This window comes from Candidatus Chloroploca sp. Khr17 (assembly GCF_004138165.1).
GTDB lineage: Bacteria > Chloroflexota > Chloroflexia > Chloroflexales > Chloroflexaceae > Chloroploca.
Genome location: NZ_RYFF01000006.1, coordinates 162,494 through 186,357, shown reverse-complemented (window position 1 = coordinate 186,357; position 23,864 = coordinate 162,494). Strand labels below are relative to the sequence as shown.

The window sequence follows — 23,864 nt, the reverse complement described above, 5'->3', positions numbered from 1 at the left end:
CGGCCTCATGGGCACAGGACTTTCACGGTCTTTTTCGGCACTGGCGTGCCCATGATAGCAGGGTGGCGGTCGTGTGCGCCCTGGCAGGATGCCGGGAAACGATCTTACACAGCCTCGACGAACACGCGAACCACTGCACATGACCGATCTGCCAGACGGCCTCATGGGCACAAGGGACTTTCACGGTCTTTTTTCGGCACTGGCGTGCCCATGATAGCAGGGTGGCGGTCTGGTGCAACCTCAAGGGACTTTCGTTGCCCCGCCTGCGCGAATCGGGGCGCGGCGTTTCACACAAGGTTTTTTGGCGGGTGCTTGCCTCTAGAAGCCGAGGCGTTCTTTGATCATCCGAAGGCTGGCGATGTGGGCGTCGAGGCTCGTGTGGCCGAGGCCCATGGTGTTGATGCAGAGGTGGGTTGCCCCGAGGTCTTGCCAGTCACGAACGAAGGTTTCCCATGTCGCTTCAGGGAGGCGGGCGAGGGAGAGTTGGGGTTCGAGGCCGATGGAGGCTGGATCGCGCCCCGCAGCCTGAGCATAGCCGTGTAGGCGTTCAAGTTGGCCGCGGAGGGCGTCGTCCAGTGGGCGCCAGGGGAACCAGCCGTCGCCAAGCTGGGCCACGCGCTTGAGCGTCACTTCGCTATAGCCGCCAATCCAGATCGGGATGCTGCGCCGAGGGGGCAGCGGATTGAGCCCGGCCTGATTGATCGTATGCCAGCGCCCGTGAAAATCAATGACCGGATCGGCCCAGAGGGCGCGCAGCAAGGCGATTTGCTCTTCGCTGCGCACCCCGCGATTACTAAAATCCTCGTTCAGCCCTTCATACTCCACCGCATTCCAACCCACCCCGACCCCAAGCCGCAGGCGCCCACCACTGAGCAGATCAACTTCGGCAGCCTGCTTGGCAACCAGGGCCGTCTGGCGTTGCGGCAGAATGATGACTGCCGTCACCAGTTCCATGGTTCTGGTTAGACCAGCCAGATACCCAAAGAGCACAAAAGGCTCGTGAAAGAGCGACTCGTTCGAGTATGGCCCGGTCCAACCGGGGCGGGTCGTGGTACTCGCCCCGAGGACGTGGTCGTAGATGACAAGATGGGTATAGCCCATGGCCTCGACGGCCTGGGCATAATCCCGCAGCGCGACCGGATCAGTCCCACTCTCGATCTGGGGAAAAACAGCACCTACCTTCATCAAACCTACCCTTCCCAGGCTGTCGGCAAAGCGCAGATGAAGCGAAGCAGCCGTGTGCCGACGCCCACCACATGCGGGCGAGCCGCCCGCGCTCCCAGGATGCGCCTAGCCTTCAGACCTCAACTTGAATGCGCTCAACGAGCTCGGCAAGCGTGGCCCGCGCACCATCGAGGCTCGCATCGGCATAGAGGCCGAGCACAGCAAAATACCCAGGGGTCACCAGCGACGCCAGATAGGTCAACTCATCGGTTTCGACCGTCAGATCATAGACCCGCCCACTGCCAATTCGCTTGGAAGCAGCCCCGGCATTGGCGGCAAGAGTTGCCAGTTCAAGCTCGGCGAGTTCAAGGTCAAACTCATCATCATCATCGGCATAGACCATCTCAACGCCGAGGCCATCGGTACCGACAACACCAGCAAAACGCGCACCCTCGACCGTTTCCAGAGCCTCATAGAGAAGATCAAGCAGGCTCATGATGCAGGCTCCTTTATAATTCGCGGCGGCCTTCAAATGCCGAGCCGAGCGTATCGGGATCGGCCCATTCAAGATCACCACCCGTGGGCAAGCCACGCGCAGGGCGGGTGATACGGACGCCCAGGGAGGCAAGGTCTTTCAGCAAGAGAAACGCGGTTGCTTCACCTTCGGTATTCGGATTCATCGCCAGAATGACCTCATCAATCGGCTCGCTCCGCACACGGGCGATCAACTGATCGATCTTCAGATCCTCGCGATAGATGCCTTCAAGCGGGGCAATATGGCCGTGCAAGACATGGTAGAGGCCACGATAGGCCCCGGTACGCTCAATCGCCAGCACATCAAGGGGTTCCTCGACCACACAGAGCTTGGACTGATCGCGGGTCGTGCTGGTACAGACGGCACACAACTCACCAACCGTGATATTGTAACAGCGCCGACAGAGGGTCACCTGGGCGCGCATCGCCAGGATCGCTTCAGCGAGGGTGCGGGTCTGCTCTGCTTCGGCGCGCAGCAAAAAAAACGTCAACCGCGACGCCGTTTTGGGCCCGATGCCAGGCAACCGAGCCAACTCATCAATCAGCCGGGCCACCGGTTCTACGACTAGATTCTCGCTACGCGACGTCATGAGTGAGCTCCTGGGGGCTGATGCTCTGCACAGCGTCCCCTTCTGGCAAAGCTGAGAGCTTTGCCAGAAGGGACGTACTCTGGGGATCGGCGCTTTCAACCCCAGTTTCGAGGCAAAAAAAGCCAGTGTAGCTGGCTTTTTTTGCCTTAAAAGAGACCAGGCATCCCCTTCATACCGCCCATCAATGGCCCCATCCGCTTTTCGGCCATCTCCTGAGCCTTTTTGGAGGCATCGCTGAAGGCGGCCATGAGCAGATCCTGCAGCATTTCGACATCGTCGGGATCAATGACTTCAGGCGAGATCGTAATGCCTTGGAGCTCACGGTGCCCATTCATCTGCACCGTAATCGCGCCACCGCCGGCACTTCCCTCAACCATGGTAACACCAAGCTCTTCCTGGATCTTCTGCATCTCACGCTGCATCTGCTGAGCCATCTGCTGTAGCTGGCGAGGATTCATAGCTTCAACTCCTTCTCATGCGGGTCATCAAGGCACCTTGCTGTAGCTTACCACATAGCCCTTGCAGATGACAAGCGCTTAATAACCGCTCGCATCAGCGAGGGGCTTGATAAACTCGTTTGTAAAGGCCTCATCAACCTCAACCGGGCCAGCCAGCAACTGCGCCTCACGCATAAACTGCTCGGTCGCCACCCAGAGTTCACGATCAGTATAGCCAAGCCCATTGGCCGTGGTCAGGTCGCTCGACCAATACGGGAGACTCTCAAGCAACACTTGGCGCTGCAGTTCAACATCCCCAAGCATCGCCTCGGGTACATAATCGAGACTCAGCTCAAAAGCCTCGTCAGGGTTGGCAAGGGTCGCCTGCAAACCGCGCATCGCGGCAGTGACAAAGCTCTGCACGAGGGCCGGCTCTTCTTGTAGCAAGCGCTCGCTCACAATAATGCCATTGGCGGCCAGATCATAGACATCGGCGACGCGCAGCACATCAACTTCTTCACCGAGTTGGCGCAGGATCACCGGCTCATTCATGGCATAGCCCATCGCCACCTGCACCTTATCTTCGAGCACAGCCTGCGCCTGGGTAAAGCCGATCTCTTGCACTTCAAAGGCCGACGCATCAAAATCATTGGCATAGCGCACGGCCAGCAACCCATAGAGGCTCTCACCGAAATTACCCGGAATGCCAACCGTCTTGCCAAGCAGATCATCGGGGCCTTGCAGTCCGGTTGAGGCTTTGGCAAAAAAGACGATCGGAAAGGCCTGGTAGAGGGTCAGCGCCGTCTTGACGGGAAGCCCTTGCTGCCGCGCGAGCAGCGTCGAGGTGCCCGAGGCGGTCGCGAAGGCCACCTCACCCTGGGGCCAAGTAGCGACGCGCTGCACCACATCATTTTCAAAGTTATAGTCGAAAACGACTTCCAGGCCTTCTTCGGCAAAATAGCCTTTGGCGGCAGCGACATAGTAGGGTGCGAACTGAATATTGGGGATGTAGGACATCGCCAGCGTCACGCGGCGCAATCCTTCCGTAGTCGGTGCGGGCGCTTCGCTCGCCGGCGGGGTCGTCGGTTGGATTGTTGGCATCACAGGTGCCGCAGCTTGACCACCACAGGCAACGAGCAGGAACGACAAGAGCAAGACGAGAATGGTTGCGTACTTCATAGTAAAAACTCGATCTCTCCCTAAACGAAACCAGAACCAGACGAACTACTCGTGATCCCAGCGCATCAACCAGCGCTCGATGAGGGTCGCCACAAGATAGAAACTGAGCGTAATTGAAGCAAGGGTCAGCAGGGCCACAAAGATCAGCGGGGTATCAAAGAGGCCGCGGGCAATATTGATCAACGCCCCAAGCCCTTCGCGTCCAGCGACAAACTCACCCACAACGGCCCCGGTTGTTGCCAGGGCGAGACCAGTACGAATTCCCCCAAAGAGCACCGGCACACTCAGCGGCGCTTCCACATAGCGCAAAATCTGCCAGCGGCTGGCGCCACTGATCAGCGCCATCTCGCGCAGTTCACGGGGTACCGAGCGAATCGCAACAACCGTGGCAATCAGAATGGGCAAGAACGTGATCAGCGCCGCAATCAGCAACTTACTGGTGAGGCCCGGGCCAAACCAGAGGATCACAAGCGGGGCAACCGCGATGATCGGGATCGCCTGACTTGCCGCCAGCACCGGCGAGAGGGCACGGTCGAGCCAGGGCAGATGCGCTAGGACATAGCCGAGCGTTAAGGCAAGGACAAGCGCAATGCTGAACCCACCGAGAGCCTCGACCAGCGTTGCCGAGGTATGCTGCCAGAGTAGGCCGCTCTGAGCGGTAACCACAAACCGCTCGGCCACCAGGGCCGGCCCTGGCAGAATGAACGGGCGATACCCGCCAAGCGTCACCAGGAGGTGCCAGAAAACCAACCCAATCATAACCGTCACGGGCAAGCCGACCCAATGCAGGTCAGGACGCCAGCGCGGCCAGGAACGGGTTGCGGGAACCTTCCGCTGCATCGGCAATGTTTGTTGCATCATCAAGCTCCTCAACATCAGCGTCGGCGTTCCAAGGGAGACCGGTGAGAGCATTGAGCGAGGCCCCACCCGATTGCCCATTGAGCGCAACCGACTTGATCACACACAAAAAACCCCGAGTGCCATGCACTTCGGGGGGAAACATCGACCAGACACAGCGCCGAGTCACCGACTCAGCCATACTGTTGCGCGATGCTTTGCTTATCTGTAGAGAGGCCACTACGTTGATACGTAGCAGCCATGATCAACGACATAGCATCAGCCAAGGACTGATCGTGTCGTCATCAACACACAGCAGCGCAAGCACACCGCCTGTCTGGATCTTCTTTACATCCGGACTGTAACCGTCGGCCCCGGAGTTTCACCGGATCATGCGTGCCTCGCAACACGCTCGTGGGCTCTACCACCGATCGGGAATTTCACCCTGCCCCGAAGATCGTTTGTGACTCGTAGCATACCATAGTCGGGCAAAAAAGGCCAGCAATGCTGGCCTTTTTTGCCCACCAGAACACCTCACACCATGCAGTGGTTGTGAAAAAGCCAGCAATGCTGGCTTTTTCACAACCACTGCCTAAACAGCTTAATTCAGGGTTTCAACACTGTTGGTCGCCAGGTAGATCACCCGCTCGCCGATGTTGGTGGCTCGATCAGCCGAGCGTTCCAGGGCATGAATAATGTCAAGCATATCGACGGCGGCTTCAAAAAGCACGGGATCAGCTTTGGCCATTGCGATGACCTCGGCGCGCAAGAGATCTTCTAAGTCATCAACGCGTTCGTCACTGGCTGTCAGGCCATGCGCAAGATCGGTGTCTTGCAGCAAAAAAGCCTGCAAACTTGTATTGACCATCTGCAACGCCAAGCGTGCCATCTCCTGGGTTTGCGGAGGCGGTGTCATCAAGGCGGGGCGACGGGTCGCCTGGCGGATCCGCTTGGCAATGCTATTGGCATAATCGCCAATGCGCTCGAGTTCACCTGCGATTGCCGTCACGACGGTACAGAGGCGCAAATCACTGGCGACCACGGGTTGCTGGGTTGCCAGCAGATGGATCGTCCGCTCTTCGAGGTTGCGCCAGGCATCATCAATGCTGGCATCATCGTGAATAATCTGCGCCGCAATGGCAACATCCCAGGTCTCTAGGGCATAAATGGCGCGAAGCAAGGCCTGCTCGACCATGCTGCCCATCCGCAGCAAGTCTTCACGCAGGCCGGCAATTTGATGTGTGTACCGCTCACGAATCATTCGCTCTCTCCTCACCCTTTTTGAAAGGTCATAGCATGATCAACACTGTCAACGCGAATAGTATCGCCTTCGCGGTACTCTCCCTTTAGCAACTCAAGGGCCAGCGGGTTCTGCAAGCGCTGTTGAATAACCCGCTTGAGTGGCCGCGCCCCATAGACCGGATCGTATCCCTCGGCAGCCAGTTTCGCCTGGGCTGCTTCGGTCAGTTCCAGTTTGAGTTTCCGATCTTCCAGCATCTTGCGGAGCCGTGCGAGCTGGATTTCCACGATCTGGCCGATGTGCTCACGGCTGAGCGGCTGAAAGACAATCACATCGTCAATGCGGTTGAGAAACTCGGGCCGCAGTTCACTCTGCAATTCGTCGAGCACCGCTTCACGGATTGTTGTCTCTGATGCACTCGACTGGGTCAGTTCCTGGATCATGGCCGAGGCAATATTGCTGGTCATGATCACCACCGTATTCTTAAAGCTTACCACACGTCCATGCCCATCGGTCAGGCGGCCATCGTCAAGCACCTGCAACAGGATGTTGAAGACATCGGGATGGGCTTTTTCCACTTCATCAAAGAGAATGACGGAATAGGGCTTGCGCCGCACGGCTTCGGTCAACTGGCCGCCTTCATCGTACCCGACATAGCCAGGAGGCGCACCAATCAGGCGAGCAACGGTGTGTTTTTCCATGTACTCTGACATGTCAATACGCACCATTGATTGCTCGTCATCAAAGAGAAACTCGGCGAGCGCACGGGCCAGTTCGGTCTTGCCCACACCCGTTGGGCCAAGGAAGAGGAACGAGCCAAGCGGACGATTGGGATCTTGCAGCCCGGCGCGGGCACGGCGTACCGCGTTGGCAACGGCCGAGACCGCTTCGTGTTGCCCAACAACCCGCTGGTGCAGGCGCGCTTCCATATTGATCAGTTTCTCGACCTCACCTTCGAGCATCCTGCTGACAGGCACCCCCGTCCAGCGGGCAATAATCTCGGCGACATCCTGCTCGCGAACCTCCTGGCGCAACATGCTTGAACCGCTCTCATCGAGCTTTGCTTCGAGCTCGGCTAGCTGGCGTTCGAGCGTTGCCAGGGTGCCATACTGCAACTCAGCCGCCCGGTTGTAGTCATACTGGCGTTGGGCCTGCTCGATCGAGGCCCGGGTTGCTTCGATCTGCTCTTTAAGCGCCTGGACGCGGTCAAGCTCTTGACGCTCACGTTGCAACTGCGCCTCGACGCCATTGCGCTGCTCACGCAGATTCGCCAGATCTTGTTCAAGCCGCTCGAGCCGCTCTTTGCTGGCGCGATCGGTCTCACGCTTGAGCGCTTCGCGTTCAATCTCGAGCTGCATCATGCGCCGCTTGAGATCGTCAAGTTCCTGCGGATCAGACGTAATCTCCATCCGCAAACGGGCAGCCGCTTCGTCCACCAGGTCAATCGCTTTGTCAGGCAAGAAGCGATCCGAAATATAACGATCCGAGAGCACCGCAGCGGCCACGAGCGCGGCGTCGGTAATGCGCACGCCATGATGGGTCTCGTAGCGTTCTTTGAGGCCACGGAGAATGCTAATCGTATCCTCGACATCGGGTTGCTCGACGACCACAGGCTGAAACCGGCGTTCGAGAGCGGCATCCTTCTCGATATGTTTGCGATACTCATCCAGGGTCGTTGCGCCAACCATATGCAACTCACCGCGGGCGAGCATCGGCTTGAGCATATTGCCCGCATCCATCGCGCCCTCGGCGGCACCGGCCCCGACCATCGTATGCAACTCATCAATAAAGAGGATGATATCCTCACGCTCCTGGATCTCTTTGAGCACCGCCTTGAGGCGCTCTTCGAATTCGCCGCGATACTTGGCACCGGCGATGAGCGCACCGAGATCCAGCGAGACCACGCGGCGATCACGGAGGGCCTCGGGCACATCGCCGCGCACAATGCGCTGGGCCAGGCCCTCGACGATGGCCGTCTTGCCCACACCGGGTTCGCCAATCAAGACCGGATTATTCTTGGTACGGCGGCTCAGGATCTGGATGACCCGCCGGATCTCCTCATCACGCCCGATCACCGGGTCGAGCTTATTGCGCTGAGCCTGCTCGGTCAAATCGCGGCCATACTGTTCAAGGGCGGCATAGGTACCCTCGGGGTTGGGCGACGTGACGCGTTGTGCCCCACGCACCTCGCGCAGCGTCGCGAGCAGGGCATCACGGCGCAGGCCGGCCTGCTTGAGCAAACGCTCAGCCCCGCCGCCCGCATGATCGAGCAGCGCGAGCAAGAGATGCTCGGTGCTGACATACTCATCGCCAAACCCGGCGAGTTCATCGTGGGCGCGCAGGATCACATTGCGCAACCGTGAGCTATACTGGGGTTGTACATTGCTACCGCTGACGCGAGGGAGGCGTTGAATTTCGGCATTGGCCTGCTGTTTCAAGGCTCCAATCGGCAGACCGAGTTTTGCAAGCACCTGGGGTACCACGCCATCACTCTGATCAAGCAAGGCATAAAGCAGATGCTCGGGCTGAACCTCACTATTGCCCGAACGTTCGGCGGCATTCTGAGCCGCAATGATCGCCTCGGCAGATTTTTCCGTAAAACGATTCGTATTAAATGACATGATTCATTTCTCCTTTATTTTCTCAGGGCCGGGCTGATGGGTTATTGGGTTGTGGCGAGCTTGCTCGCCACAACCCACCGCAAAAGGGTCTCGGGAAACGGCGCTACGAGCCATAAACACACACCTTTGCCTTATCGTAGCACGGCGACGTTCTAGCAATGCTAACAGCGTGTTAGCATTGTGTTAAATTTTATCAGTTGTTACCATAATGATGATCGAAAAGCGGGGCAACGCATGCGTCGCCCCGCCTTGAGCTTCAGGTTTGTGACTGTACCCCCGATTCTGTTTGATGCCGCCATCTCTCTCTCTGCACAGGGCAGAGGCCCCTGGTAGCGCGCCGGGTGTTACCCGGTCTACCCCACAGGGCTGCGATGCGAGCGTGCGGGGTGGTACATACGTACTGGTGTGCCAGGGCACGCCAACACTCCCACCGATGAGCCCGCCCCACGCACCTTGCTCCCCATCAGCCGGCGCAGTCGCCTGGCCGCCGACATTGCTGCCGACGCCGTTGGGCTCTTACCCCAACCGTTTCAGCCCTTACCTGTGCCCCACAGGGCCATCGGCGGGATTACTTGCTGTTGCCGTCTTGCGTCACCTGCAGGTCGCCCCACAGGTGCCCCCGCTTGCGGTTTCGCGGGGCAGCCTGCCGCCCAAAGGCGGGCAAGGAGTCGGGAAGTTCCTCTGGGTTGCCCCAGCGGCGGCCCATCACAAACTTGCTGGCTCTATTATAGCATGGCGTGTCACCCCTCTGGGCACGGGGGCATTAGGGCGATTGCATCTTCTGCTGTCGCCGTCAACGGTGCGACTCCTGGGCAGCCAAGGCCACCTTGCCCCACTGGTTGACATGGATTGGCGCTTGCACTACACTGAACACGATGTAGCGATAGTTGCACGAAGCATGCTTGCAGTCTTCTCTGAGTTGGATACTTCTATGGGCCGCATTGTTGCGATTACCAATCTCAAGGGTGGCATCGGCAAGACGACCACGGTAGTCAATTTGAGTGCCGGCCTGGCGCTGAAGGGTGCTCAGGTGTTGCTTGTTGATGTTGATGCCCAGGGCAATCTGGCGATGGCGCTTGGCCTCAAACCGCGCCGGACGCTCTATGATGTGCTCGTTGATGGCAAGCGCCCCGAAGATTGTCTGGTCAACGCGCGTCCCAACCTCGATCTGTTGGCCGCCAATGAGTCGCTTTTGACCGCCCAACCCGAGCTTGCACGACGGCCTGATTGGGCACGGGTGCTCGAACAGGCGCTGCGCCCGGTACGGTCGAAGTACGATTTTATTTTGATTGACTGCGGCGGCTCGCTGACCGTGCTGAATCTCAATGCGCTCAATGCGGCCAGCGATGTCGTGGTGCCAACGACGGTTGAGCCTTTTTCGATCAAGGGCCTTGAGATGCTGGTGAAGCAGATCATTCAGTTGAAGGGTAGCACGAGGAGCCTACGGGCGATTGTGCCAACGATGTATGACCCGCGTACCCGCCAGTCTGTCGCGCTACTCGAGCAATTGCAGGCTCAGTATGGTGCCCAGGTGACCCCACCGATCCGGGTCAATGTGCGCCTTTCAGAGTCGTCCGCTCAGGGCAAGACGATCTATGAGTTTGATCCTCGTTCGCGTGGCGCACTTGATTATGCGGTTCTGGTTGAAACGTTGAGTACGACCTGGAATTTCAAGCCTCCTGCTGCGCCACTTGCTGCTCCTTCGCCGAATGGGGCGCAGGCCCCCGTTATGGCACCTGATGTTCGTGCGCCAACACCAGTCCCTCTCCATTCTGCCACTTCGACCCCCACCCCTGCCCCGGTCGTTGCCGGTGGTGGCAATATTCTCTCGTCAACCTGTCCGATCTGCGGTGGGCCGCTGCAGCGTGCGACCGTCGCAGGCTATCGGGTCGCGTATTGCGATCACTGTCGTTATCGTCAGCAAGAGCTTGTTTCTGGCCCTCGTCGATGATGCAGCCCGTGACACGCCCCCGTTTTACGTCGATCGTGCCTGTTGCCGGTCTGATCGGGTTGCTTCTGGTCGGCTTGATGCTGGCATGGCTTGCGCATGACCGCCCGCTCGCGCCGCAGGTTGCGCATGGCTGGCTGCGCGCTGATCTGCTGAGTGCGTTGACGCTGTTACTTCTGGCTGGCTATGGGCTAGCCGCAGTTGTTGTGTCTCAGGCCGATCATTGGCGCATCACAGTTGTAGCCTGGTGCTATGGGGTGGCTGCGTTGAGCGGGCACCTGGCCCTCATTGCGGCCCTGGTAATCGTTGGGAGCGCGCTGGCTCAACGCCGCCTGGTTTTTGCCTCGGCCTTGGCTATCGCCGGTGGCCTCGGGCTGATTGCTGTGACGAGTGGCGAGTGGTTCTATGCGGCCCCCGGTGCCGGGGCGGGGTTGGTTGGGGGGAGCCTGGCGTTGCTGCTGGTTGGCACCGGGCTTGCGTTAAGGGCGCAGCGACAACTTCTGTTTGTTATGGCCTGCTATGCACTGTTTCGTACCTTTAGCCTGGGGCCGTGGACCCTTCAATGGCTGTTTGTGGCCCTTGTCGCCGGTACAGCGTTGGCGCTCTGGGCAAGTTGGCACGCGACGGTTGCTCCTCGTGCGGTGCTTCCCGGGTGGGTGCAGCTTGTGATGGCGGGATTCGTGCTGGTCGGGGCTGGTCTTGGGGCTGGGGCCGGGGTTGTGGTGGCTTGGTATGCGTTGTTGATCGGGCCACTGGTGCTGCTCGCTAGGTGCCCGTCGTTCCCCTTGCCCAACTGGCCGCTGCTGGTGCTCGTCTGGATGGCCGTGGCCGCTGCGGTCGCTGGACGGGTTACGGTGCTAGCGATCCTGCTGGGTCTGTCTGGGTTCTTGTTGGCCCTGGCGCTCGCCCGTTGGGCAGTGCCTCCGCTGGGCAGTGCTCCTGTCGGTAGGGCTGGACAGGTGCTGGCGCTGGTTGGCGCCGCTGGTGCCCCGCTCTTTGTCGGGACGCTCGCTGGCCCACTTGTTGCCCAGTTGCAAGCGGGGCTCTCGCCGTATGGTGAACTGGTGGCTTCGCCCTGGACAGGCTTGCTTGTGGTCTACAATGCGGAAAAGGAGTATGTGGCGAGCCTGCCGATCTTTGTGCTGCTTGCCCTGGGCATGGTGCTTGCAGCGGCTGCCTGGCTGATCCTGCGGGTCATAGGGATGAAGCGTTCCGCAGATACGCTGAAAGCGCCAGATCAATGATCGAGTTGCTCGCGGCGCTCGGTCAGGCCTGGCCGCGTCTCTTGTTGTATCCAGGGGGGCTGTTTGCGCTCGGGGCAAGCTGGATGCTCTGCCGGTGGCTTGCATGGGTTGCACGCCAGCGGCCCGCGTGCGCAGGGCTAATGACGCTGGCGTACCTCCCCGGTCTTCTCCCGCCCATGATCGTGCTTGCCTTGATGCCACTCGCCCCGGCACGTAGCTTTCCTTATGGCCTCGATCTTGTGGTGGCCCTGGGTTTGCTTGAGTGGCCGTATCTGCGGCGTGGTGTCGCAGGGCTCGGACAGGTTGATCGTGCGCTGTTGCTACGGATGTACGGGCCGTTGCTGCTCGCCGGAGGAGGCATGGCCGAGGCGAACGCAAGTCTCGGGTTGAGCAATCTCCTGACCGTGCCCGAAGCTCCGGTCGCACGCGCTTTGCTGTTTGCCAGTACCCTTCTCTGGCTGGCGAGTCTCCCGCAGATCCTGGCGATCCCTCGTTATGTTGAAGGAACCCGCAGCGCTGGCGATGGGCCGCAAGACTGGCCGCTTGCGTCGCTAGCCGCACGGCTGCGCGCGCTCGGTTTGATGTTGATCGGGATGCTAGCCCTACTGGGGTTTGCGTCAACTCTCTCCGAACCGTGGCTAACGGCTACGCAGGCGGGCTGGCTCTTGCCGCCGCTGGTTGGCGTCGCCACGGCGCTACTGCTGGGTGTGCAGTTGCGCATGGCACCGTGGTGGCAGCGGTTCTATGTGCGCCTGCTGGTAGTATTGGTCGTGGTGCTTCTGATGTCGAGCAGCATCGCCTGGTTGGCGTAGGTCAGGCGGCATCCACACTCTTGTAGCCACCGCGTCCACGAGGGGAAAAGGCATCACCAAGATTGCTGATAATTGCCGCAGCGAGTTGAAACTCCAGGCGGAGCAACATGCGCAACCCGATGAGATCGCGTTCAGCCCACTGCTCAAAAATATCGGTCATCGTGCTGCTGACAATCTGAATATAATCGAGATGCAGTGGTTGACTACCGGGAAGATAAATCCGGCGCACTTCCACCGCAACTGGTTCCATCTCGGTGGCTTCGGTGGGGTAGTAGCGCTGGAAGGCGTGGATCACGGCACGTTGAAACATGCGCACCAGTTCTGCATCGGTATGATCCTGGCGATCGCCCAGGGTGGCAATGTAGGTCCACGTAAGATCGAGTGGTTCAATGTCGAGATCCCGCCCCTCGGCGATCAACTGATGCACGGGCGACCAAGCGAAGCTAAGCTCAAGATAGGGGGGCATATTGGTACTGGTGAGAGGATCATCGTGATCGGGAAAGAGCTCGATCTTGCAGGTGCGATCATGGGTTGATGGAGTAATGCTTTCAAGAAAGAGATGCTCGTGCAGACCAACTGCCAGCCAGGCATCCTCCAACCCGGCCACAAGATCATCATACGTCAACATCGTCAACTCCCTGTATCACGGTATATTGCGCTATTGTACTCTGATTGAGGGTTCAGGGCAATAGGCTCGCAGCGCATGTGATACAATGCAATCAAGAGTGTTGCTAACATCCTGGTCACTATGCATCTGGCGATGAGCATGCATCGTCCGTCTTCCAGGACATCCGGGGAGGACCCCATCCTATGAGTGATGATCTCCGTCAAACCTTGCTTGAGCGTGCCGAAGAAGAGCGTGTTGCCTTTGTGAATCTTCAGTTTACTGATGTGCTGGGGATGGTGAAGACGGTCACTATTCCGGTCAGTGAGCTTGAAGATGCCCTTGGTCATGGGGTCTGGTTTGATGGTTCGTCACTCGAAGGGTTTGCCCGCATGGTCGAGAGCGATATGTACCTCGTGCCTGACCCTGCGACGTACGCGTTGATTCCGTGGGATAAACACGAGGGCCTGACAACTGCACGGCTGATCTGCAATATTTACACGCCTGATGGCAAACCGTTTGCCGGCGATCCGCGGCATGTGCTGACGAATGCATTGAACCAGGCTGCTGCGATGGGCTATGGCTTCAATGTTGCCCCTGAACTCGAGTTTTTCCTCTTTAAGAGCAATGCCGATGGTCAGCCGACACCGATGGTGCATGATCAGGCGAGTTATTTTGATCTTTCGACCGATCAGGCGACGTTGATTCGGCGTCAGATGGTGCGTGCGTTGAGCCAACTTGGCATTACCGCCGAGGCAGCCCATCACGAGGTGGCGGCAGGGCAGCACGAGATCGACCTGCGGTATGACGGGGCGCTGCGGGCGGCTGACCATACGATTACGGCACGGGTCGCGCTCAAAGCCATTGCCCAACTCAATGGGCTTTATGCAACTTTTATGCCCAAGCCGTTGGCCGGTGTCAATGGCAATGGCATGCACGTGCATCAGAGTCTCGTTGATCTGGTGACGGGGCAGAATGTCTTTAATGATCCGAATGATCCCTACGGCCTTTCGCCGATAGCGCACCACTTTATTGCCGGCTTGCTGGCCCACGCCCGTGGTATGTGCGCGATCCTGGCCCCTCTGGTCAATTCGTATAAACGCCTGGTACCGGGCTTCGAGGCACCGATCTATATCTCATGGGGGCGTACCAATCGATCCGCGTTGGTGCGGGTGCCGCGCATTACCACCGGGCGCCACCAGAGCACACGGGTCGAATTGCGTTGTCCTGATCCTGCCTGTAACCCCTACCTGGCGTACGCCGTCATGCTGGTCGCGGGGCTCGACGGCATTAAACGCAAGCTCTCGTTGCGTGAAGCCTCCGAAGAGGATCTCTTTCACGTTGATCCACGGGCTCGTGGCCTGGCGACGCTGCCGTCGTCGCTCGGCGCGGCGTTGGATGCCCTGCGCGAAGATGAAGTCATTATGCAGGCGCTTGGACCGAATGCGTTTGAGCGTTTTATTGATGCCAAACAGCAAGAGTGGGAGAGCTATCGCCAACATGTTTCAGCGTGGGAGATCCAGCGCTACCTGGCGATTTTTTAGGGTGGGGCGGGCTGAAAGAGACAAAAAAGCGGGGCTGTGTTTACACAGTCCCGCTTTTTTGTCTACGATTGGTAGCGGCGGCAGGATTCGAACCTGCGACCTTCGGGTTATGAGCCCGACGAGCTGCCACTGCTCCACGCCGCGTTAGTCACCATTAAATTATAACAATGTGGAGAGGTCATGTCAAGCACTTCGCTTTTGATCAAACATGCTGATCGGCTGGTGACAATGGATGCCGCCGGGACTGAGCTTGCCGATGGGGCGTTGTATGCGGTTGATGGGGTGATTACCCATGTCGGCCCGACCGCTTTGCTGCCGCAGGAAGCCGATCAGATCATTGATGCGCGTGGCATGCTGCTGATGCCCGGCCTGGTCAATACCCACCATCACTTTTGTCAGACGCTGACGCGCTGTATGGCACAAGATCGGGATCTCTTTGGCTGGCTCACGACGCTCTATCCGCTCTGGGCCAGGATGACCGTCGAGGCGGTGCAGGTGGCGACAAAGACGGCCCTGGCCGAGTTGTTGCTGACGGGTTGCACGACGACGAGTGATCATACCTATCTGTGGCCCAACGGGGCGCGTCTTGATGATCAGATCGAAGTGGCTGCCGCGATGGGGGTGCGTTTTCATGCGGCACGCGGGAGCATGTCGGTCGGTCAGAGCAAAGGCGGGTTGCCGCCTGACCAGGTGGTTGAAGATGAGGCTCATATTCTCGCTGATTCGCAGCGCCTCATCGAGCAGTACCACGATCCCGCCCCGGGGGCGATGCTTCGCATTGTGCTGGCGCCCTGTTCGCCCTTCAGTGTTTCTCCCGCGCTGATGCGCGAGAGTCTGGCGCTGGCGCGGAGCTATGGGGTACACGTGCATACGCATCTTGCCGAGACGCTTGACGAAGAGCGGTATTGTCTGGCTCAGTTTGGGCGTCGTCCGGTCGAGCTCTGTGAAGATCTCGGCTGGGTGGGGAAAGATGTCTGGCATGCGCACATGGTCCATCCGTCGGCGGCGGAGATCGAGCGTCTGGGGCGCACGCGCACTGGGGTCGCCCATTGTCCGTGTTCAAATATGCGGCTTGCCTCGGGCATTGCGCCTATTGGGGCGCTGCGGCGTGCGGGGGCGCGCGTCGGGTTGGGCGTCGACGGTTCGGCCTCGAATGATGGCTCGCATATGCTCGGTGAGGCTCGCCAGGCCTTGCTCTTGCAGCGTGTGCAGGGCGATCCGGCGGCGATGAGTGCGCGTGAGGCGCTGTGGCTGGCGACGCGGGGCGGGGCCGAGGTGCTCGGGCGTGACGACATTGGGCAACTGGCCCCGGGGTTGTGTGCCGATGTGATTGGCTACCGGCTCGATCAACTGGCGTTCGCCGGGGGGGCAGTGCATGATCCGGTCGCCGCCCTCGTCTTTTGCACTCCGCCGCCGGTTGACCTCAGCATCATCAACGGGCGTGTTCGCGTCGCTGAGGGCCACCTCCTCGGTCTCGATCTGCCCGTCCAGATCGAGCGGCACAACGCCATTGCCCGCGAACTTGCCAACGCGATGTGACGGCCCCCAAGCCCCAGGCTTGGGCTGCTGAGGGGTCTGGGCCTGACTCAGAGCGTCAACAGCCCCTGCCGCGCCCCGATACTCACGGCCTCGGTACGCGAGGTGGCCCCGAGCTTGGTGAAGATCGAGCCAATATGAAATTTGACCGTATGCTCGCTAATCTGTAACCTCAGCGCGATCTGCTTGTTGGGTAGCCCCTGGCTGAGCAGGCTCAAGACCTCGGTTTCGCGGGGCGTCAAGGGTTCAGTAGGGGGTTCGTCGGTCAACCTCGTACCGGGTAATTGCTCGGCGAAGCGCTGGGGCAGGGCGACATAGCCGTGCGCGGCGGCATAGATGGCCGCCTGCACCTCTTCAGCCCCAGCCTCGGGCAGGGCAACGGCCCACCCACTGAGGGCAAGGCTGCGCAGAAGGCCGGGCAGCCGCTGATCATCGCTGAGCGCAACGAGGGCCACGCCCTCGTTGCCTGCCAGGGCGCGCCCGATGGCGGCCACGTTTTCACCAGCGACCAGGATGACATCGGCGGCGGGGGCAAGCACTGCCCCCGCCGCTTCGCCAATGATTTCAATGGTGTCGCTGGCTGCCATCGCCCGTAGCCCTGCCCGCAGCGCAGGCGTTGGGGCAATGATAAAGACGCTAATCATGGGGTAGCCCGGGGGGCTTGCGCCGCTAGACGGATCGCGGTGGTGAGTGGTTGCCCGCCGCGCAAGCCTTCGATGCGCACAGTCTCACCGGGTGTTCGCACCCGCAATGCCGCAAGCAGGGCTTCGGTAGTGGGCAGGGGTTGGTCATCAAAGCGCTGGAGCAGATCGCCAACCTGCAAGCCACCCGCGGCGGCTGGGCCGTTGTTCGCTACGGCTGCCACCAGCAAGCCCTGGGTTTGATTATTTTCGCCACCAACGGCCGGTTGCACCGCCAGGCCGAGAAAGACCGGACGGTTTGGCAGGCTCGCGCCCCAGGCCTGGGCGACATGGCTGGGGATGGCGACCGCAAGATCGCCCCCAAAGATCATCGCATTGATGCCAATGACCTCGCCGCGTGCGTTGAGCAATGGCCCACCTGAATTGCCTGGGGCCAGACGAACATCAGACCGAATGTAACTGGCAGCTTGCTCGTCTCGTTCAGCCGGAATCTCACCAACGGCACTGACAATCCCTGCGGTGACGATGCCGCGCATGCCCCACGGATTGCCGACCGCAAAGACGAGCTCCCCAACCCGCAGGTGGCTTGAGTCGCCGACGGGTACTGGTACCAAGAGACTCTCTTCAACGGCAAGCAGCGCGAGATCAAGCCGTGGATTGCCCGCGATCAGACTGGCCCGATAGCGGCGATCATCCGCCGCCACCAGCTCAACCCGCTCACCAACGCCGGCAATGACATGAAAATTGGTCATCACCGTCTTGCTATCACGCCAGACCACACCCGAACCAGCCCCACGCCGACGTCCTTGTACCTGCACCACACTGGCGCGGGCCTGTGCGGCGAGCGTGGCGGCTTCTATGCCAATCAGCATTGCAGCTGAGCTTTGTTCAACAAGGGTCATCTTTTTTATCCTTTGCAATGAGTGCTGAGCTTCGTCGTCGGTCAAGAGACCTCACAGGTCTTGAAGACCTGTGAGGTCTGACGGGCGCTCACCCTGTTGCTTAACTTCGCTGGCCCACCGTGACGAGGGCCGTAAAGAGCGACCCGCCTCGCAGTACCTGTACCGGCACTTGCTTGCCAACTCGCTCACCGACCAGCAAGGCCTGCAATTCATCGGTGTCGGTGAGCGAATGTCCATCAAACGTAATCAAGACATCACCGAGCAACAGGCCACCCTGGGCCGCCGGGCTGCCTGGTTCGACGCGCACAATCAGCAACCCGTGGGCCTGACTCTGTCCTCCGCGCTGGCCTTCGGGCAACTCGACGGGTTGGCTGCTAATGCCAAGAAAGCCGCGTTTGATATAGCCTGTTGCCCCAAGAGTTGCGGCAATCCGCCAGGAGAGTGCGGCCGGGACACCAAGGGCAACCCCGTTGATCAACCCGGTGGTCAAGACTGCGGCAACCTTGCCTTCGGCATCAATCAAGGCTCCCCCGGAAAAACCAGGATAGGGAATCGCATCAGTCTGGACATATTGCTCAAGCATCGCCCCACGCCGCCCGCGTAAAGGGCCGCCGGTGGCACTGATAATGCCAAACGAGGCCATTGGGCTGCTGCCGGGCCGCCCCACGGCGAGAATCAACTGCCCTACACGGGCCGGACTCTCGACAAACGCCGCCGGAGTTGTCCCGAGACTATCAATGCGCAGCAGGGCAAGATCACTGGCGTGGTCACGCCCAGCCAGTTGTGCTGGCAGGATACGCCCATCAGGCGTTTCAATGGTCAGATCATCGTCACGTTCGAGCACATGGTCGGCCGTCAGCACCGTATCGTCTGTGACCACAATACCGGTAGCCGGGCCACGTGTGCGCCCGCGTACTTGCACCAGACTCATCCCAATCCGTTCGACTGCATCCGCCATTTGGGTCGAAATCATTGCCAGGGCCGAAGCTTCATTTGTTTCCATATGTTTGTATGCTTTCTTGTTAAGCCTATCACGCTAAAAAAGCGTTCCTTTCCGTGGAGGGGTTGAGACCATCGGCCTCAGCCCCTCCGCGGAACTACAGATACTATAAACCGGTACGGAGCGCCATGCCATCGGCAACCTGGTTAGCCGCGACCTGGAAAATTGATGAGGTGACGGTAGAGGTTATTCCGGCTGAACCGTGATCACTGACTCGTCCCAGACCTTGATTTGATTGCGTCCGGCATGCTTGGCGGCATAACAGGCTTGATCGGCACAGATGATCAGGTCATCAAGCTCGCGATCAAGCTGGTTGCCCGAGACAACGGTTATGCCAATACTGACGGTCAGTTGAAACGAGCCATGGTCACTCTTAATGGTCAGATTGGCAATGCTTGTTCGGATGCGTTCGGCCACCAGCAGCGTCTGCTCAAGGCTAGCATCAGGCAACAAAATGACCATCTCTTCGCCGCCAAAACGGGCACTGACATCGACAGTGCGTACCCGCTCACGTAACAAACTTGCCACCAGTTGGAGCGCTTGATCGCCTGCGTGGTGCCCATACTGGTCGTTGATCTGTTTGAAGTGATCAATATCAAGCAACATGAGCCCTAATGAGCCACGGCTACGACGCATGCGTTCAAGGTCACGTTGGGCGACTTCATAGAAATAACGTCGATTGAAAAGCCCGGTCAGAGGGTCAATGCGAGCCAGGTGTTGCACCTCCTCAAAGAGGCGCGTATTCTGGATCGCAATCGTTGCTTGCTGGGTAAAGAGCCTCAGTAATTGAAAATCCTCGTGATCAAACGAGATTTTTGACGTAGCCTCGACAACCACGATGACGCCTTCAAGGTGATCACCGACAATGAGTGGGGCCGCCAGGGTCTCGCCGGTGGTCTGCAGTTCGCGTGGGCTGGTCGCCCACTGCAGCATGATCTTCTCGGCAGCCACACGGCCAAGCAACGGATCATGCCAGGGGATCTGGATGCCGAGCACGTCTGGCGATAAATGAGCGACGGCAACAATTTCGAGATAGGTGTTGTCACGTTGGGTACGTGCCAGCGCAGCTGATTCGCAACGGAGCACTCGCGTGACACCGTTGACAATCGCTTGATAGACGCTGTTGAGATCGAGGGGGCCGCTAATAATCATCATTTCACTCAGCAACTGATCGAGCCGAAACACGCGTTCCCGCTCGTGTGCCAACAGGTGCGCATTCTGCTCTTCAGCTGCACGCCGCGCAACAATCTCTTGCTCGAGGAGCCTGTTGGTTGTTTCTAATTCATTCAGCCTGATCGCCAAATTCTTGTTCGCCTGTTGCAACTGGATGTTCAGTTGTCGCAGGGCAAGATGGGTTGCAACACGTGCAAGCACTTCCTCGGGATGAATCGGCTTGGTGACGTAGTCTACCCCGCCAGCACGGAAGGCATTGACTTTGGCGTTTGTGTCATCAAGGGCACTGATAAAGATAATCGGGATTTGATGATTGATAGGATCTGTTTTTAAGATCGAACAAACCTCAACCCCATCAATATCAGGTAAGCGAATATCGAGTAAAATAAGCCCTGGTGGACTATGCTTGACCGCAGCCAGGGCACGTTCCCCATTCGTGACGGCACGCACGCGATATCCAGCCCCCTGGAGTACCTGAACCAGTAAGCGGAGATTGGCCGGTGTATCGTCGACAATTAAAATGTCGTTGCGAGTTGATGCCTGTGGTGATTGAACCATGGTGAAGAACCGGGTGGCTGCTTGCGGCGTAGCCGCAAGGAGCTACCACAACTACCTTGACATACCCGTTTGTTTGGTTTGCAAGATCTCAGTGGCTTTGCATTATAACATTGAGAAAATCTTGTATCATATGTCCGATGATTGTCAGTCAGCCTTGGTCGGTGGGCTGTCATTGAACGAAGATGGAGGTTACGTGTGGATAGTCGTCTCAAACGGGCTGCTCGTGGCTCGGTGCTGGTGCTGCGTTATAGCTTCGGAGCATTCTTCCTCTATGGAGCTTACCACAAGATTACGCGAGGTTGGCTCTCTAGCCCGGTGATGCGTGAGCATTTTCTCCAGCGTCTTGCGGAAATTGACCCCGACTCTTTCTCGGCAGCGTATCTGCGCATGTTTGCCATTCCGTGGTATCGCCCTGTCGCCTGGGTGTTGACCCTTGGTCAGGTGGTTGTGGCGATTGGGATGCTATTTGGTTTGTCAGTGCGCACAAGTGCCGCCCTGGCGCTCTTTTTGCTGACCAATATCTCGGCTGGCTCTTTCTATAATGTGACCATGCCGCCCTTTTTTGCCGCTTCTCTCGTGTTAATGGCGACCCCCTCAGGCCAATGGCTCGGCCTTGACAAGCAACTCCACGAGCGTTATCCCGATGCGCCCTGGTTTAAGTAAGGTCTGCCGCTCGCCAAAAAGCCAGCATAGCTGGCTTTTTGGCGAGCGAAGCAAGGTTTAGAAGAACAGATCTCAGGGTGCCACCTCTGCCTGCGCTACTGTCCACAAGGCTCGCCGCACCCACTCTTCCCAGGCTGCTGCTCGCCCCGCCGAGCGGACAAGCAGTGCGGCAATCTGCCCCATCATCAGGGCGTTGTGCGTGGCTGGTTCGAGGTCTGGTGACGCTCGCCTGGTCATGCTGTACCGCTCGAGAAAGACCTCCCAGAGAACTGGCGCTAGTCGGCGAAACCGCATTGTCCAGTCGACCCACGCAAGATCAAGCCGTGGCTCGCCCCACCCCGCCCATTCCCAGTCGAGCAGACTCAGCCCACGCGCCCCCCACAGAATGTTGTGGAGCCCGGCATCACCGTGGATCAGCCGTGGTGCGCTTGGCTGCCAGACAGGATGCGCAATGGCCGCGAGTAGGTTGCGGGCGAGCATGTCGGGCAGCGGTAATTCAGCCAACCGGGGTGCCAGGTTGCCTATCTGCATGTGGATCGCGAGCCTCTCTGGCGGTGGGATCTGGCTCTCCTCCGGCGTTTGTTGATGCAGGCGGGCCAGGGTGTGTCCAAGGGCTTGATAGATTGGTATCAGATCTGCTACTGGTCGGGGAGCAAACTGCAGCCCTGGCATGCCGGGCCGACGCCGCATGACCAGGATAGTCCATACGTCATCGTCAAGCAGGGCGAGACATGTCGGCGCACCGAGCCGTTTGCCTGCCAGTAAGCCAAGGATGGTCGCTTCGTGGCGCAGGTCATTGCGCTTGCCAGGTTGCTCGGCAGCTTTCAAGACACATGGTGTGCTGCCAATACGCAAGGCGAAACTTATGTTCGAAAAACCACCAAAGGTTGGCCTGATTGCTGTGAGCGCTTGCCCGGTAAAGTGCTCCTCTAAACGTTTGGCGATTGCGGTGGGAAGCATGGTTGCCTGCCTTCGTCTTACCTGCATCAGGTGGATAAGTCATGGTACAATAGCCCCATGTTAGACCAGATTGACCTTTCGGTGGCACTCGATAAGGCTGAATATCGTGCCCAGATTTCGCAACTCCAGTCGCGTCTGTATGCCTTGCAGCAGGCCATTCTCGAAGCACGTGTGCCTGTCATTGTTGTTTTCGAGGGATGGGCAGGAACGGCCAAAGCTCGTACGATTGGGGTGATTGTCCGTCGCCTCGATCCGCGTGGGCTGCGGGTCTATTCGATTACGCCTCCACGTACCTCAGAAATGCAATACCCCTGGCTCTACCGTTTCTGGCAAAAAGTCCCAAGCTATGGACGGATGGCAATCTTTGATCGCTCGTGGTACCGTGAAATGCTTGCCAAACGTACTGCCTCAGATGCCGATCTCCAACGCTGGCGCATGCGTTGTGAGAATGCGGTTGCCTTTGAGCGCCACCTCGCCAATGATGGCACGGTGATCCTCAAACTCTGGTTACATATCTCAGAAAGTGAACAAGCTCATCGCTTCAAGAGCATCCTCAAAGATCCGTTGACGGCCCATCAGGTCACCAGTGAAGATCGCCGCCAGCATCGCCATTATCATGCCTATACCGATGCGGTTGAGGATATGATCGCACGTACCAGTACAAGTTATGCCCCCTGGCACATTATCCCGGCAACCAATAAATACTACGCCCGCGTTGCGGTGATGCAGGCCGTGATTGCCGGTATTGAGGCACGCCTCGGTCGCAAAGCCACCCCCGTTGCTGACGAGATACGTGATGCCGGCCTTGATGACGCGAGTGCAGCTTTCCGTCGCCAGCGCCGCTCTCTACCCAATGGTATGAGCTCTCCCCTCCCCGAACCTCCTGTTGTGCCCAGTGCTATTCCTTTTGAACCGATGCGTACCGAAGTGGCCCATATTCTGCGCCGGGTTGATCTCACGCTGACCCTCGATGAAAAGAGTTATAGCAAGCAACTCAAGCAACTCCAGGCCCAACTCTATCGCCTTGGCTTGCAACTCTATCAGCAGCAACGTCCGGCGGTGCTCGTTTTTGAGGGCTGGGATGCTGCCGGCAAGGGTGGTACCATCCAGCGCCTCACCGCCGAGATTGACCCCCGTAGCTATGTGGTGCATACCATCGCTGCCCCCGAAGGCGAAGATAAAATCCATCACTATCTTTATCGCTTCTGGCGTCGGCTTCCCCCTCGTGGTCAACTTGGGATCTTTGATCGTTCTTGGTATGGGCGGGTCCTGGTTGAACGCATCGAAGGTTTTGCCCGCCCCGATGAGTGGCCGCGCGCCTATGCCGAAATTAATGAGTTCGAACGCCAGTTGATCGATTTTGGCACGATTGTCTGCAAATTCTGGCTCCACATTAGCCCCGAAGAACAACTCCGTCGTTTTGAGGCCCGTAAGACGGTGCCCTATAAGGCGTGGAAACTTACCGATGAGGATTGGCGCAATCGCGAAAAATGGCCGCTCTATGAAGAAGCCGTTGATGAGATGCTCTTGCGTACTTCTACGCCAGCCGCCCCCTGGACGGTCGTTGAGGCTGAGGATAAACGCTTTGCCCGCATCAAGGTTCTCCGTACCGTGGTGCAACGCTTCGAGGCTGAACTCGGCAAGGTTGAGTTATAGCAACCCGACCGGATGTGTAAA

22 protein-coding genes, 1 tRNA gene and 1 riboswitch are annotated in these 23,864 nt (G+C 58.8%); of the genes, 7 read left to right on the top strand and 16 right to left on the bottom strand.

Annotated features, from left to right (window positions below; genetic code table 11):
* Window positions 1–318: 318 nt before the first annotated feature.
* From EKD05_RS06025 to clpB, 9 genes are all read right to left on the bottom strand, one after another.
* Complete coding sequence (locus EKD05_RS06025; protein WP_129671531.1) at window positions 319–1,185, bottom strand: LLM class F420-dependent oxidoreductase; 867 nt, start codon at window positions 1,183–1,185, stop codon at window positions 319–321.
* Between the two features lie 112 nt (window positions 1,186–1,297).
* A complete protein-coding gene (locus EKD05_RS06020) occupies window positions 1,298–1,660 on the bottom strand; it encodes a hypothetical protein (RefSeq protein ID WP_129671530.1) in 363 nt (120 codons plus the stop codon).
* 13 nt (window positions 1,661–1,673) lie between these two features.
* Window positions 1,674–2,288 (bottom strand): recombination mediator RecR, encoded by a 615-nt coding sequence (gene recR / locus EKD05_RS06015; protein ID WP_129671529.1) that lies wholly within the window; start codon window positions 2,286–2,288, stop codon window positions 1,674–1,676.
* 146 nt (window positions 2,289–2,434) lie between these two features.
* Window positions 2,435–2,746, bottom strand: a complete 312-nt coding sequence (locus EKD05_RS06010) for a YbaB/EbfC family nucleoid-associated protein (protein WP_097654614.1) — start codon at window positions 2,744–2,746, stop codon at window positions 2,435–2,437.
* Between the two features lie 78 nt (window positions 2,747–2,824).
* Window positions 2,825–3,904: an ABC transporter substrate-binding protein gene (locus EKD05_RS06005; RefSeq protein WP_129671528.1), complete on the bottom strand. Its 1,080-nt coding sequence runs from the start codon at window positions 3,902–3,904 to the stop codon at window positions 2,825–2,827.
* 45 nt (window positions 3,905–3,949) lie between these two features.
* Complete coding sequence (locus tag EKD05_RS06000; protein WP_240695660.1) at window positions 3,950–4,765, bottom strand: ABC transporter permease; 816 nt, start codon at window positions 4,763–4,765, stop codon at window positions 3,950–3,952.
* Window positions 4,695–4,943 carry a hypothetical protein gene (locus EKD05_RS05995; RefSeq protein WP_129671527.1) on the bottom strand — a complete coding sequence of 83 codons (249 nt, stop codon included), beginning with the start codon at window positions 4,941–4,943 and terminating at the stop codon, window positions 4,695–4,697. Before EKD05_RS05995 ends, EKD05_RS06000 begins: the two co-directional genes overlap by 71 nt.
* A gap of 135 nt (window positions 4,944–5,078) precedes the next feature.
* A riboswitch (FMN riboswitch) is annotated at window positions 5,079–5,203 on the bottom strand.
* A gap of 139 nt (window positions 5,204–5,342) precedes the next feature.
* Entirely contained in the window at window positions 5,343–6,002 is a 660-nt protein-coding gene (phoU, locus tag EKD05_RS05990; protein ID WP_129671526.1) for a phosphate signaling complex protein PhoU, read from the bottom strand.
* Between the two features lie 11 nt (window positions 6,003–6,013).
* Window positions 6,014–8,602, bottom strand: a complete 2,589-nt coding sequence (clpB, locus tag EKD05_RS05985) for an ATP-dependent chaperone ClpB (protein WP_129671525.1) — start codon at window positions 8,600–8,602, stop codon at window positions 6,014–6,016.
* A gap of 931 nt (window positions 8,603–9,533) precedes the next feature.
* On the opposite strand from clpB, the gene EKD05_RS05980 reads away from it, so the two are divergent.
* The 3 genes from EKD05_RS05980 to EKD05_RS05970 are packed head-to-tail and all read left to right on the top strand — an operon-like array spanning window position 9,534 to window position 12,606.
* A complete protein-coding gene (locus tag EKD05_RS05980; protein WP_129671524.1) occupies window positions 9,534–10,553 on the top strand; it encodes an AAA family ATPase in 1,020 nt (339 codons plus the stop codon).
* 8 nt (window positions 10,554–10,561) lie between these two features.
* On the top strand, window positions 10,562–11,794 hold the full coding sequence (locus tag EKD05_RS05975; RefSeq protein WP_129671523.1) for a hypothetical protein: 1,233 nt from the start codon (window positions 10,562–10,564) through the stop codon (window positions 11,792–11,794).
* Window positions 11,791–12,606 (top strand): hypothetical protein, encoded by an 816-nt coding sequence (locus EKD05_RS05970; protein WP_129671522.1) that lies wholly within the window; start codon window positions 11,791–11,793, stop codon window positions 12,604–12,606. Before EKD05_RS05975 ends, EKD05_RS05970 begins: the two co-directional genes overlap by 4 nt.
* 1 nt (window position 12,607) lies before the next feature.
* Here EKD05_RS05970 and EKD05_RS05965 read toward each other — a convergent pair whose 3' ends face one another.
* Window positions 12,608–13,234 (bottom strand): hypothetical protein, encoded by a 627-nt coding sequence (locus tag EKD05_RS05965; RefSeq protein ID WP_129671521.1) that lies wholly within the window; start codon window positions 13,232–13,234, stop codon window positions 12,608–12,610.
* A 182-nt stretch (window positions 13,235–13,416) separates the two neighbouring features.
* On the opposite strand from EKD05_RS05965, the gene glnA reads away from it, so the two are divergent.
* A complete protein-coding gene (glnA, locus tag EKD05_RS05960) occupies window positions 13,417–14,754 on the top strand; it encodes a type I glutamate--ammonia ligase (protein WP_129671520.1) in 1,338 nt (445 codons plus the stop codon).
* A 69-nt stretch (window positions 14,755–14,823) separates the two neighbouring features.
* Here glnA and EKD05_RS05955 read toward each other — a convergent pair.
* Window positions 14,824–14,898: transfer RNA gene (locus EKD05_RS05955), tRNA-Met, on the bottom strand.
* 36 nt (window positions 14,899–14,934) lie between these two features.
* Here EKD05_RS05955 and EKD05_RS05950 point away from each other — a divergent pair.
* Window positions 14,935–16,293: an 8-oxoguanine deaminase gene (locus EKD05_RS05950; protein WP_129671519.1), complete on the top strand. Its 1,359-nt coding sequence runs from the start codon at window positions 14,935–14,937 to the stop codon at window positions 16,291–16,293.
* Between the two features lie 47 nt (window positions 16,294–16,340).
* On the opposite strand, the gene EKD05_RS05945 is transcribed toward EKD05_RS05950, so the two are convergent.
* The 4 genes from EKD05_RS05945 to EKD05_RS05930 all read right to left on the bottom strand — a co-directional run bounded on the left by EKD05_RS05945 (window position 16,341) and on the right by EKD05_RS05930 (window position 20,564).
* Window positions 16,341–16,934 (bottom strand): response regulator transcription factor, encoded by a 594-nt coding sequence (locus EKD05_RS05945; protein ID WP_129671518.1) that lies wholly within the window; start codon window positions 16,932–16,934, stop codon window positions 16,341–16,343.
* Window positions 16,931–17,833: a S1C family serine protease gene (locus EKD05_RS05940; protein WP_240695659.1), complete on the bottom strand. Its 903-nt coding sequence runs from the start codon at window positions 17,831–17,833 to the stop codon at window positions 16,931–16,933. The genes EKD05_RS05945 and EKD05_RS05940 overlap by 4 nt, the downstream gene beginning before the upstream one ends.
* Window positions 17,834–17,933: 100 nt before the next feature.
* Window positions 17,934–18,836 (bottom strand): S1C family serine protease, encoded by a 903-nt coding sequence (locus tag EKD05_RS05935; protein ID WP_129671517.1) that lies wholly within the window; start codon window positions 18,834–18,836, stop codon window positions 17,934–17,936.
* 183 nt (window positions 18,837–19,019) lie between these two features.
* A complete protein-coding gene (locus tag EKD05_RS05930) occupies window positions 19,020–20,564 on the bottom strand; it encodes a diguanylate cyclase (RefSeq protein WP_129671516.1) in 1,545 nt (514 codons plus the stop codon).
* Window positions 20,565–20,759: 195 nt separating this feature from the next.
* On the opposite strand from EKD05_RS05930, the gene EKD05_RS05925 reads away from it, so the two are divergent.
* On the top strand, window positions 20,760–21,227 hold the full coding sequence (locus EKD05_RS05925; RefSeq protein WP_129671515.1) for a MauE/DoxX family redox-associated membrane protein: 468 nt from the start codon (window positions 20,760–20,762) through the stop codon (window positions 21,225–21,227).
* Window positions 21,228–21,299: 72 nt separating this feature from the next.
* Here EKD05_RS05925 and EKD05_RS05920 read toward each other — a convergent pair whose 3' ends face one another.
* Window positions 21,300–22,187 carry a phosphotransferase family protein gene (locus EKD05_RS05920; RefSeq protein WP_165360609.1) on the bottom strand — a complete coding sequence of 296 codons (888 nt, stop codon included), beginning with the start codon at window positions 22,185–22,187 and terminating at the stop codon, window positions 21,300–21,302.
* Window positions 22,188–22,244: 57 nt separating this feature from the next.
* Between EKD05_RS05920 and EKD05_RS05915 the strand changes: the two genes are divergently transcribed.
* A complete protein-coding gene (locus tag EKD05_RS05915; RefSeq protein WP_129671513.1) occupies window positions 22,245–23,843 on the top strand; it encodes a hypothetical protein in 1,599 nt (532 codons plus the stop codon).
* Window positions 23,844–23,864 lie beyond the last annotated feature (21 nt).